The sequence below is a fragment of the Pseudomonas sp. UBA6276 genome (genome assembly GCF_002438365.1).
In the GTDB taxonomy this organism is placed as follows: domain Bacteria; phylum Pseudomonadota; class Gammaproteobacteria; order Pseudomonadales; family Pseudomonadaceae; genus Aquipseudomonas; species Aquipseudomonas coleopterorum.
In genome coordinates, this window is record NZ_DJUS01000166.1 from 1 (window position 1) to 12,038 (window position 12,038).

At 60.2% G+C, this 12,038-nt stretch carries 12 protein-coding genes; 3 read left to right on the forward strand and 9 right to left on the reverse strand.

The genetic code is table 11. The annotated features are described in order from the left end of the window. The 6 genes from B2V21_RS19130 to dibA form a co-directional block, all read right to left on the reverse strand. On the reverse strand, positions 1–430 hold a 430-nt coding region (locus B2V21_RS19130; protein WP_286917710.1), incomplete at its 3' end, for an ATP-binding cassette domain-containing protein. Between the two features lie 3 nt (positions 431–433). Continuing rightward, positions 434–1,300 (reverse strand): sulfate ABC transporter permease subunit CysW, encoded by an 867-nt coding sequence (gene cysW / locus B2V21_RS19135; protein ID WP_056844569.1) that lies wholly within the window; start codon positions 1,298–1,300, stop codon positions 434–436. A gap of 14 nt (positions 1,301–1,314) precedes the next feature. Further along, positions 1,315–2,133 carry a sulfate ABC transporter permease subunit CysT gene (cysT, locus tag B2V21_RS19140; RefSeq protein ID WP_056844570.1) on the reverse strand — a complete coding sequence of 273 codons (819 nt, stop codon included), beginning with the start codon at positions 2,131–2,133 and terminating at the stop codon, positions 1,315–1,317. A 137-nt stretch (positions 2,134–2,270) separates the two neighbouring features. Continuing rightward, positions 2,271–3,281, reverse strand: coding sequence for a sulfate ABC transporter substrate-binding protein (locus tag B2V21_RS19145; protein ID WP_049859005.1), 1,011 nt, complete (start codon positions 3,279–3,281; stop codon positions 2,271–2,273). Positions 3,282–3,339: 58 nt separating this feature from the next. Beyond that, entirely contained in the window at positions 3,340–3,522 is a 183-nt protein-coding gene (oscA, locus tag B2V21_RS19150) for a sulfur starvation response protein OscA (RefSeq protein WP_043191814.1), read from the reverse strand. Between the two features lie 115 nt (positions 3,523–3,637). Further along, the gene (dibA, locus tag B2V21_RS19155; RefSeq protein WP_286917711.1) at positions 3,638–5,506 is read right to left on the reverse strand and encodes a phosphodiesterase DibA; all 1,869 of its coding nucleotides are present in this window, start codon (positions 5,504–5,506) and stop codon (positions 3,638–3,640) included. A gap of 147 nt (positions 5,507–5,653) precedes the next feature. Here dibA and desA point away from each other — a divergent pair, with 147 nt between their 5' ends. The 3 genes from desA to B2V21_RS19170 all read left to right on the forward strand — a co-directional run bounded on the left by desA (position 5,654) and on the right by B2V21_RS19170 (position 8,665). Then, positions 5,654–6,838 (forward strand): delta-9 fatty acid desaturase DesA, encoded by a 1,185-nt coding sequence (desA, locus tag B2V21_RS19160; protein ID WP_049859003.1) that lies wholly within the window; start codon positions 5,654–5,656, stop codon positions 6,836–6,838. A gap of 161 nt (positions 6,839–6,999) precedes the next feature. After that, entirely contained in the window at positions 7,000–7,989 is a 990-nt protein-coding gene (locus tag B2V21_RS19165; RefSeq protein WP_049859012.1) for a GGDEF domain-containing protein, read from the forward strand. A 280-nt stretch (positions 7,990–8,269) separates the two neighbouring features. Continuing rightward, positions 8,270–8,665: a hypothetical protein gene (locus B2V21_RS19170; protein WP_286917712.1), complete on the forward strand. Its 396-nt coding sequence runs from the start codon at positions 8,270–8,272 to the stop codon at positions 8,663–8,665. A gap of 78 nt (positions 8,666–8,743) precedes the next feature. Here the strand turns inward: B2V21_RS19170 and B2V21_RS19175 are convergent, their stop codons facing one another. From B2V21_RS19175 to B2V21_RS19185, 3 genes are all read right to left on the reverse strand, one after another. Continuing rightward, positions 8,744–9,949: an HDOD domain-containing protein gene (locus tag B2V21_RS19175; RefSeq protein WP_286917713.1), complete on the reverse strand. Its 1,206-nt coding sequence runs from the start codon at positions 9,947–9,949 to the stop codon at positions 8,744–8,746. A gap of 389 nt (positions 9,950–10,338) precedes the next feature. Beyond that, a complete protein-coding gene (gene gabT / locus B2V21_RS19180) occupies positions 10,339–11,619 on the reverse strand; it encodes a 4-aminobutyrate--2-oxoglutarate transaminase (RefSeq protein WP_286917714.1) in 1,281 nt (426 codons plus the stop codon). 125 nt (positions 11,620–11,744) lie between these two features. Next, positions 11,745–12,038, reverse strand: a 294-nt coding sequence (locus B2V21_RS19185) for an aldehyde dehydrogenase family protein (protein ID WP_286917715.1), incomplete at its 5' end; no start/stop codon positions are given.

Here is a 12,038-nt window from a genome sequence, read left to right on the forward strand (position 1 = left end):
GCTGGCGCTGGCCACCGGACAACTGCTCGGGATAGCGATCGTGCAACCAGTCCAGCTGCACCATGTTCAACAGCTCATGCACCTTCTGCGCAATCACCGTTTCGGTCGGCCGCTCGCGCTTGGGCTTCATGCGCAAGCCGAAGGCCACGTTGTCGAACACCGTCATGTGCCGGAACAACGCGTAGTGCTGGAACACGAAGCCGACGTTGCGATCCCGCACATCATGGCCGGACACGTCCTCGCCATGGAACACGATGTTGCCCTGATCGGGGGTTTCCAGCCCGGCGATGATGCGCAGCAGGGTGGTCTTGCCGCACCCGGACGGGCCCAGCAAAGCCACCAGCTCGCCACTCTGGATGTCCAGATTGATGGAGTCCAGGGCCTGGAAGGCATTGAAGCGCTTGCTGACGTTACGAACTTCGATCGACATTAATCATTCCTCCGCGGCGCTGTTGCGCAGGCGGTCAATACGGGACTCGCTCCACTGCTTGAGCAGCAGGATGAAGAGCGCCAGGATCAGCAACAGGCTCGCAACGGCAAAGGCGGCGACGTGGTTGTATTCGTTGTAGAGGATCTCCACGTGCAACGGCAGGGTGTTGGTCACGCCACGAATGTGGCCGGACACCACCGACACGGCACCGAATTCACCCATCGCCCGCGCGGTACACAGCACCACGCCGTAGATCAGCCCCCACTTGATGTTCGGCACAGTGACGTGCCAGAACATCTGCCAACCGTTCGCGCCCAGCAGGCGCGCCGCCTCCTCTTCCTGCGTGCCCTGCTCCTGCATCAGCGGGATCAGCTCACGGGCCACGAACGGTACAGTGACGAAGATCGTCGCCAGCACGATGCCGGGCAAGGCGAACACGATCTGGATGTCATGGTCCTGCAGCCACGGCCCCAACAGGCCCTGGGCGCCGAACATCAGCACGTAGACCAGACCGGCGATGACCGGCGATACCGAAAACGGCAGATCGATCAGGGTGACCAGAATGCTCTTGCCACGAAACGAATACTTGCTCACGCACCACGCCGCGCTGACGCCGAAGACCAGGTTCAGCGGCACCGAGATGAGCACGGCGAACACGGTCAGCTTGAGCGCCGACAATGCATCGGGCTCGAAGATGGCGGCAAAGAATGTCCCCAAGCCTTGCTTCAGGCCCTGGGATACGACGATGAGCAACGGCAACAACAGAAACACGGCGAAGATCAGCCAACCCAGGGCGATCAACACCCGCCGCGAAGTGGCGCTGCCACGTCGGGCCGCATTGGTGGAGGCAGCAATGGAAGATGCAGACATGTGCGGAGCCTCCTTCAAGGGGTTTCGATGCGCCGCTGCAACAGATTGATCAGCAGCAGCAGAATGAAGGAAACCACCAGCATCATCACGCCGATGGCCGTGGCGCCGGTGTAGTCGTATTGGTCCAGCTTGACCATGATCAGCAGCGGCAGGATCTCGGTCTTCATCGGCATGTTGCCGGCAATGAAAATGACCGAGCCGTACTCACCCACGCCTCGGGCGAAGGCCAGGGCGAAGCCGGTGAGCCAGGCGGGCAACAGCGCCGGTGCCAGGATGAAGCGGAATACCTGCAGGGGCTTGGCACCCAGGCAGGCCGCAGCTTCCTCGACCTCACGCGGAATGTCGGCCAGCACCGGTTGCACCGTGCGCACCACGAACGGCAAGGTGACGAAGGTCAATGCGAGGGTGATCCCCAGCGGTGTGTAGGCGATCTTGAAGCCCAGATCGGCAGCGAACTGCCCGACCAGACCATTGGGCGCGTACAACGCTGTCAGGGCAATGCCTGCCACGGCCGTGGGCAGGGCGAACGGCAGGTCGATCATCGCATCGATGATCTTGCGTCCGGGGAAGGTGTAGCGCACCAGCACCCAGGCCAGCAGCGTGCCGATCACACCGTTGATGATGGCCGCGCACAACGCCGTGCCGAAACTGAGTTTCAACGCAGCAAGAACGCGGGGTGCCGTGACGATGGTCCAGAACTGTTCCCAGGTCAGCTGCGCGGCATGCACGAACATGGCGGCCAGGGGGATCAGCACAATCAGGCTGAGGTACACGACGGTGTAGCCCAGCGTCAGCCCGAAGCCGGGTATGACGGGGGAGATACGACGCGACATAGAAGTCCTTGGTTGGTACAGGTTTACGCATCATGGCCTCTTCGCGGGCAGAGCCCGCTCCCACAGGGTTCATATGAAACTGTGGGAGCGGGGCTCTGCCCGCGAAGAGGCCAGCCGCCTCAACACATGTCTATAACTTATTGAGCCTGATAAATCTGGTCGAACACCCCACCGTCATTGAAGAATTTGGGCTGCGCCGTTTTCCACCCGCCAAAATCCTTATCGATAGTGACCAGATTCAACGCCGGAAATTGCTTCTCGTACTTGGCCGCCACGTCCTTGTCGCGCGGACGATAGAAGTTCTTCGCCGCGATTTCCTGGCCAGCCGGGCTGTACAGGTGCTTGAGGTAAGCCTCGGCGATTTCCTCGTTGCCTTTCTTCTTCGCGTTCTTGTCGACCACCGCCACTGGCGGCTCGGCGAGGATGGACAGCGAAGGCACGACGATGTCGAACTTGTCCGCGCCGCCATCTTCCTTCAGTGCCAGGAACGCTTCGTTTTCCCAGGCCAGCAGCACATCGCCCTGGCCGTTGTTGACGAAGGTAATGGTCGAACCGCGCGCACCGGTGTCGAGGATCGGTACATGCTTGAACAGCGTCTGCACGTATTCCTTGGCCTTGGCCTCATCGCCACCACCGGCCTTCAGGCCATAGGCCCAGGCGGCCAAGAAATTCCAGCGGGCACCGCCAGAGGTTTTCGGATTGGGGGTGATCACCGAGACATCGTTCTTGATCAAATCACCCCAGTCCTTGATGCCCTTGGGGTTGCCCTTGCGCACCAGGAACACGATGGTCGAGGTGTACGGCGTGCTCGCATCCGGCAGGCGGGTCTGCCAGTTCTCCGGAAGCGATTTACCCAGCTTGCTGATTTCGTCGATGTCGCCCGCCAGCGCCAGGGTTACCACATCAGCGGGCAGACCATCGATCACCGCACGGCCCTGCTTGCCCGAACCGCCATGGGACTGCTTGATCGACACGTTGTCACCGGCGTGTTCTTTCTTCCAGAAGTTGACGAACTCAGCGTTGTATTCCTGATACAGCTCACGGGTCGGATCGTAGGACACGTTGAGCAGCTCGTAGTCCTTGGCGACTGCGGAACCGGCAAATACGGCGCTGGCGAGGGCTGCCAAGGCATAACGGCGGATAGACATGGACGAAGCTCCTGGAATGGCGGGTGTTTTTCTTATGACTGATACGCAGGGCGCGTATTCAGCTGGGCTTGTTGCCCGGGTTCTGCAAACGGAATTTTTCCTTGCGCTCGATCTGCACGACCTGAGCGTTGTGAACGGTGATCTCCACCGCACCGAAACGCAGGTCGCGCAGCGCGCTCTGAATTTCCCGCAGAATGGTGGCTTCGTCCTGTCCTTCTACGCTGCGTAGCGATGCGCTCATGATCATGCTCCTGGGTAAGGGGGTGCCAAGGTGGCGTGAGCGCGATATTAGAGAGGTCCTATTATTCTTAAAAATACTGTTTAAGAATTTTTATATAACCAAACGTGATTTTTGGCTATTCACTGCATTGCCATGGCAATGCGCTGGCCTCCACCGGGCGACCGAACCAGTAGCCCTGGCCAAGGCCGCACCCATGTTCCAGGAGGAACCGTGCCTGGCTAACCTGCTCGATGCCCTCGGCATGCACCTGCATGCCCATGCTGCGGGCCAAGGCGATGATCGCCGTGGTGATCGCCACATCGTCCTCGTCACCCGGCAGGCCGGCAACGAAACCCTGGTCGATCTTGAGCTTGTGCACCGGCAGGCGCTTGAGCCTGAGCAAGGATGAATAACCGGTGCCGAAATCGTCGATCGCCAACTGCAGACCCAGGTCGCGCAGGTGATGCAGCTGCTCGAGGGCGCGGTCCGGATCATCCATCACCGCACTTTCGGTGACTTCCAGCTCCAGGTGCGCAGGCGCCAGTTGCGTCTCGGCCAGGACCTTCTCGACCTGCCGGCAGAGATCATGGTGGCTGAACAGACGGCTGGAGATGTTCACCGCCACGAAATCCAGTGCCTTGCCCTCGACCTGCCACTGGCGCATCTGCCGACAGGCGGTGGCCAGCACCCAGGTGTCGATCTCGGCGATCAGACCGCTGCGCTCGGCGATCGGTATGAACTGTCCCGGCGGCACCAGCCCGCGCTCCGGATGCTGCCAGCGCACCAGCGCTTCAACCCCGACCATGGCGGTGTCGCGCAGTGCATGCACCGGCTGGTAATGCACGCACAGCTGACCATCCGCCAAAGCCTGCCGCAGTTCAGCGGTCACTTCGATGTGCTGCTGGGCGCGCGCGGTCAGCTCTTCGGTGTACAAGGCATAGCTCGAACGACCCCGCGCCTTGGCCTGGAACAGCGCCGAATCGGCATTGCGCAACAGTTGTTCGGCGCCTTGGGCATCGTCGGGAAACTCGCTGATGCCCATGCTGGCGCTGATGAACAAGGTGTGGCCATCGATGACGAAAGGTGCTCGCATGCCTTCAAGCAGTGCCTGCCCCAGCGCCGTCGCCTGACCGCTGCGCAACTCGCCTTCCACCAGCACGGCGAACTCATCCCCTCCCAGGCGGGCCAGGGTTACTTCTTCGCCCAGTCCCGACTGCAGCCGCTCGACCACCGCCATCAACAACCGGTCACCCACGCCATGACCGAAGCTGTCGTTGACGTTCTGGAAGTGATCGAGGTCGATCAACAGCAAGGCGCAGCTGCGGTGTGCAAGCCTGGCCGTGTTCAACGCGTGCTCGGCACGGCGGCTGAACAGCAGGCGGTTGGGCAGCCCGGTCAATGGGTCGTGCTGCGCCAGATGGGCCAGCTCGCGCTGTGAATGCCTGATCGCGCTGATGTCGGAGAACACCGCCACGTAATGGCTCAGCATTCCCCGATCATCGCGGACGGCGCGGATGGTCTGCCACTGTGGATAGATGTCACCACTCTTGCGACGGTTCCAGATCTCGCCGCTCCACTGACCATGCTCGGCCAGCGTGCCGAACATCTGTTCATAGAAGGCCGGCGGGTGCTGCCCGGACTTGAACCTGCTCGGGTTCTGCCCCAGCACTTCGTGCTCCTCGTACCCGGTGATCGCCATGAAGGCCCGATTGACCTGCTGGATGCACCCTGCGGTATCGGTCACCAGCACACCATCGGCGGTGCAGTCGAAGACCGCTGCCGCCAGGCGTCGGCTTTCGCGATTGGCCTGGCGCGCACGCTGCCAGGCGAAGGCAAAGGCACTGCCCAGCAGCCACACAGCGCAAGTGGCCAGATGAAGCTCCCATCCAGCCAGCGAGGCACCGAAAAGGCCGTTGGACAATCGATCGCACAATAGAAGCCACAACACGCAGACAATCAGGTAAATCACAACGGCGCGCGTTGTAACCCGAGATAAAACGGACATAGGGTCAATCGGCCCACATAAAATGTGTATCAATTATAGAATAGAAACATTCAGCGACTCTTCTTCAAAAGAGCGACTGGCTTTCTCTGATAGCTTGTCGATAATGCGCTGCACGCATTACCCACCCAACCGAGGGCCCTCCCGCCTATGTGGTACAACGGTTTTCTCGATCTGTCCGCCTGGCAAGTGGTGGCAGTCACGTTGTTGCTGACCCATGTCACCATTGTCGGTGTCACTGTCTATCTGCACCGCTATTCTGCCCACCGCTCCCTGGAACTCAACGCCGGGCTCAAGCACTTCTTCCGTTTCTGGCTCTGGCTCACCACTGCCCAGAACACCCGCGAGTGGACCGCCATCCACCGCAAGCACCACGCCAAATGCGAAACCGTCGACGACCCGCACAGCCCCGTCATCAAGGGCCTGGGCACCGTCATGCGCACCGGCGCCGAGCTCTACCGCAAAGAGGCTGAAAACCCCGACACCTTGCGCATCTATGGCAAGAACTGTCCCGAAGACTGGATCGAGCGCAACCTGTACTCACGCTTTCGCCTGAGCGGCGTGGTGCTGATGCTGGTCATCGATCTGCTGCTGTTCGGCGCCCTGGGCCTGACGGTCTGGGCCGTGCAGATGATGTGGATTCCGTTCTGGGCCGCCGGCGTCATCAACGGCCTGGGTCATGCCGTGGGCTACCGCAACTTCGAATGCCGCGACGCGGCCACCAACCTGGTGCCCTGGGGCATCATCGTCGGCGGCGAAGAGCTGCACAACAACCACCACACCTACCCCAACTCGGCCAAGCTGTCGGTCAAGAAATGGGAATTCGACATGGGTTGGGCCTGGATCAAGCTGTTCACCTGGCTGCGCCTGGCCAAGGTGCAGCGTGTGGCCCCGATCGCCCACCGCGTGGAAGGCAAGGGCCAGCTCGACATGGACACCGCCATGGCGATCCTGAACAACCGCTTCCAGATCATGGCGCAGTACCGCAAGCTGGTCATCGCCCCCCTCGTGCAACAGGAACTGAGCAAGGTCGACGAATCGGTACGCCACCAATTTCGCCGTGCCAAGCGCCTGCTGTCCCGTGAAACCAGCCTGCTGGACGAGGGCCATCATCTGCATATCCAGACGATGCTCGAACACAGCCACCCCTTGAAAGTCATCTACGAAAAGCGCCTGGCCCTGCAACAGATCTGGGCGCGCACCAGTTCCAACGGGCATGATATGCTGGCCGCCATCAAGGATTGGATCCAAGAAGCGGAAGCCAGTGGTATCCACTCGTTGCGCGACTTTGCGACCCAGCTCAAGACCTATTCGTTGAGGCCTGCGGTAGCCTGAGCCGTTTATCGGTACGCCCCGGCCCCGGGGCGTACCGTCGGAACTTCATCACAGTTTTCCGCTCTCAGACTCATAGCGCTACCGCCTGGGGTCATGCCTGGGCCGCGCCTTTTTCGCGCATCCGTTCGCAGTAATCCCAACGCCTCTGAGATGCCGTGATGATGGTCAATAAAAAATTACCTTCTACACCCGTCAAGCCCTTACCCGAAGCTGCCGAAACCTTACTCGCCTTGATGCATGCCCAAGGTGAAGTCGCGCGGTTGAAAGAGCGCGAACAGCTATTCAGCTCGCTGTTGGTCAGCGTCAATGCGGTACTCTGGGCGTTCGATTGGGAAACTCAGCAGATGATCTACGTCAGCCCTGCCTACGAGCGGATCTTCGGTCGCTCGGTGGGGTTGTTGCTGGCCGACTACAACGAATGGCGCGACAGCATCTACCCTGACGACCTCGACTATGCCGACCGCAGCCTCGCCGAGGTCCTCGACAAGGGCGCCGTCGAAGATCGCGAGTACCGCATCATCAGTGCCGACGGTCAGATCCGCTGGCTCAGCGACAAATGCTTCGTCAGCCACCAGGCGGATCCCGGTCAGCGCGTCATCGTGGTGGGCATCGCCGAGGACATCACCGAAAAGAAGCACCTGGAAGGCGAGCTACAGCGCCTCGCCACCACTGACGTGCTGACCCAGAGCAGCAACCGCCGACACTTCTTCGAGTGCGCCCACCGCGAATTCGAACAATCCCGCCTCAATGACACACCGATGGCCTTCCTGCTGCTGGATATCGATGACTTCAAGATGATCAACGATACCTACGGTCACCAGGAGGGCGACCACGTGCTGCAACGCATTGCCGAAACCGGCCGCGCGGTGTTGCGCCGTGGTGACCTGTTCGGGCGCATCGGCGGCGAAGAGTTTGCCGCGGTGTTCCCAGGCTGCGCCCCAGACATGGCCATGCAGATCGCCGAGCGCCTGCAACGCGAGATCCAACGGATGAGCTTCAACCACAACGGCAAGAGCTACGGCGTCACCGTGAGCCAAGGCCTGACCAGCATCCAGCCCCAGGACGAAATGCTCGACTCACTCTTCTCGCGCTCCGACGCCGCCATGTACCAGGCCAAGCGCCAGGGCAAGAATCAGATCGTGCCCGCCTAGGTCAGCGAACCATTTGTGTCCCCCGCCATTCGTTCAATTGCGACACGCCTATTTTATGCAACCGTGCTGGATTGATCGCGTCTGGCCCATTAGGGAATTCAAGCATGTGGTATCAACTTGCAGAATTATCTACCTAGATCAAAGCCCATTGGGTGGATGTTGTGCTAGCCAACTTCATTGCTCTCTATTAAAAAGACATATTCGTTTCCTTGAGCCATATGCCAGGTCATGGTTTACTTTTCCATGAAGCTACGGAGAATAACCACTCAAGGGGTTACACATGAAACAATTATTTATAATTGCCACACTTATCCCGCTATCGGTTACGGCTAATTCTGATAGCGAAAACTGCCTAAGCTTTCCTCCTGCTTATTCCAGGTTAACTAAAGTTGATTTGGAGGACTGGGAGTCTGTCACAAAAGAATTCAGAGACAACGCTCTTTGGAATCAAAACACTACTGAAATCCAGTCATGTGAAAGCCTCTATACCTTGCCGGTTACCACATCGCGCGAAGGTAATGTCAGCTTTGGCGGTATCTGCACCATCGCAGGCTCAGGCCAAAAGGTATTCATCTGCACCGACCGCATGCTGGGCCGCTTCGAGGTATTTCCAGAATATCAACGTAACCTGCCCTGGATTGCCCAGACAATATTTGAGCATTGCTGGGGTGGTTGATCCCAACCTCTCTCGATCGCCGCGAAGGCCCGTGGTCAGATAAAGGCCGTTATTCATGTCCCGGCGTAGTTCAGCACATCAGCGAATCATCGGCGCCCCTCGCCACCAGTTCAACTGCGACACCCCTATCTTGAGTAACCGTGCGGGTTTGCCTTGAGCGATTTGGGTGACATCTTCATCTGCCCCCAGCGACGCCATTTGCGCCGCAACATTCACAATCAACTTTTCCCTCGAGTAGACCCCTCCGCCCAATTGATAGGCTGCGGCAATCAACTCTCGCAGTTCAAGCGGCAACCGCCAGCGTCGGCGCAGTTCCGATCCATAAGGCGCGCTGAAAGTACGTAGCACTTGGGTGATCCGGACTTCGTCGAGCTCGCCGCCCGCCAGTTGCCATTCCTGCAACACCCGCAGCAACGCCAGGTCACCCAGGCAGTGCAACAAACCTGCGCAGTGGCAAAACCACTCATCCAGCTGCTGCTGACGCGCAATGCTGCGGGCGAATTCCGCGGTGTGGGCCGAGCGGTTCCAGCAGACCTCGGCCCGCTCCAGCAACAGTGGGTCGGTCAGGTAGGCGCCTGGTTTGGAGGCCAGGGCCAGCAACAGGTTTCTGCTCTGTGTGACACCCAAGGCGTACAGTGCCTGCTGCAGCGTCAATACCGGCGACGCACCTGGTTTCGCGGCGCTGTTGGCCGCGCTGATCAGCACTGCCGTGACCTGCGGATCACTGCGCAGGTTGGCTTCCAATACCTTCATATCTCCCGATGCGCGAATCACGGCCGCCTGCACATCACACAACAAAGGGCCGCCGTCGCACTCCAGGCGCCGACGCTCGACATAGTGGTCCAACGTAGTACCTGCAGCGATCTGTGGAGCCCGCTGCGCTCCAACATCTCCCGAGTTTGGCAGCAAGGTCAGCAGACGCGCTTTCAAACCTGCCATATCCACAGGCTTGGTCAGGTACGCCGTCGGCGCCAACGGCAGCACTTCACGCACACTGGCACTGTCGCCGCGCTCGCTCAGCAGAATAAAGGGCACGGTCGCCAGGCGAGGGCTTTTGCGTACGCCGCGCAACAGATCGAGACCGCTGATACCCGGCAGCTCGCGTGTGGCGATCACCAGATCCGGTAGCTCACGCAGATGCTCCAACGCATCAGGCCCCGTCGCGCACATTTGCAGACGCGCATCGCCCCGTACGGCCAGCAGCATTTGGGACAGCAGATCACGCATCCAGGGGTCGGAATCGGCGATCAACACACGAGGGGACATGCTGACAACAGCATTCATAGGCGCACTCCATGAGCCAGAGGTGAAGGCCGGGTCAGGGCCGTGATGCGTGAGCACCGACAGTATGACGTGTCGGTCGTGCAGAACGATGGATCCAGCAGAGGGTTTTTAGCGCATACCGCGCCGTGCTGCAAACGGCCTGTTGAAGAATCAAGGGCTCGGTAAAGCACCGGCTCAGCTTGATATTTATAGCGCGACCTTCAGCGTGCTGCGCCCCTCGGAAACCGTTGTTTACGTGCAGAAGTGATGGCGTCGTTGATTACCTTATTTCAAAGACAATCCCGACTGGATCGCTCGTGCCATCCTTGATCAGTGCATAGCCAGCCAAAATAAAACCACCCCATAAAAAAACCCGCCGAAGCGGGTTTTCTATCAAACGATCACATCACTCAAGCCAGTTCAGCGAAACACTCTTGGATGATGGCCAAGCCTTTGTTCAACTGCTCGTCTGGCGCGGTCAGCGGGACCAGGATGCGCAGGACGTTTCCGTAAGTACCGCACGACAGCAGGATCAGGCCCTTGTCGCGCGCCTTGGCCACGACCTGGGCCACTGCTGCGGCGTTCGGCTTGTGGGTGTCGCCGCCTTCGAACAGCTCGACGGCAATCATCGCGCCAAGCGCACGCACATCGCCGATGACCGGGTACTTGGACTGGATGGCACGCAGGCCTGCTACCAGGTGCTCGCCAACGGCCTTGCTGCGATCGAGCAGGTTTTCTTCCTCGAACACTTCCATCACGGCCAGTGCCGCGGCGCAGGCGATCGGGCTGCCGGCGTAGGTGCCGCCCAGGCCACCCGGTGCGATGGCATCCATGTACTCGGCCTTGCCGCACACACCGGCGAGCGGGAAGCCGCCAGCGATGGATTTGGCGAAGGTGGTCAGGTCGGGCGCAACACCCATCTGCTCCATGGCGAAGAACGTGCCGGTACGGCCTGCGCCGGTCTGCACTTCGTCAGCGATCAAGAGGATGCCGTGCTGATCGCACAGGGCGCGCAGACGCTGCATGAAAGCCTTGGGCGCGACATAGAAGCCGCCCTCGCCCTGCACCGGCTCCAGAATGATCGCGGCGATGTCACGGGCTTCGGCGTCGTTCTTGAAGATGCGCTCGATGCTGGCGATGGAATCGTCGACGCTCACGCCATGCAATTCGCAGGGGTACAGCGCACGGAACACACCGCCGGGCATCAGGCCCATGCCGGCCGAGTACGGCACGACCTTGCCGGTCAGGCCCAGGGTCATCATGGTGCGACCGTGGTAGGCGCCGGTGAAGGCGATGACACCGGCACGGCCGGTGGCGGCACGCGCGATCTTGATGGCGTTTTCCACGGCTTCGGAGCCTGTGGTCACCAGCAGGGTCTTCTTGTCGAAGTCGCCCGGCACCTTGGCGTTGATCTTCTCGCAGACCTCAACGTAGGGCTCGTACGCCAGCACCTGGAAGCAGGTGTGGGTCAGTTTGTGCAATTGCGCCTGTACGGCGGCGATCACTTTGGGGTGGACGTGGCCGGTGTTGAGCACCGCGATACCGCCGGCAAAGTCGATGAACTCGCGGCCTTCGACGTCGGTGACCGTGGCGTTCTGCGCCGATTCGGCGAAAATCGGGTGAATCTGGCCCACGCCGCGTGGGACGGCCGCCTGGCGGCGTTGCATCAGGGATTCGTTGGTCTTGCTCATGAAATTCCTCATTCGCCGCTCATCGGTCGGCGTGATTCAAGGATTGAGCGGTCGGTGAGTACCGCAGCAGCATACGATGATCGACTGCTGCGGACGCCGGCCGCCAAGGGTGTCTGCGCGGTGGGTTACACCGAAATGCAGAGGTATTTGATTTCCAGATAGTCTTCGATGCCGTACTTGGAGCCTTCACGGCCCAGGCCCGAAGCCTTGATGCCGCCGAACGGCGCCACTTCGTTGCTGATCAGACCGGTGTTGATACCGACCATGCCGTATTCCAGCGCTTCGGCGACACGGAACACCCGGCTCATATCGCGGGCATAGAAGTACGACGCCAGGCCGAACTCGGTGTCGTTGGACATGGCGATCACTTCGGCTTCGTCCTGGAAGCGGAACAGCGGCGCCAGCGGGCCGAAGGTTTC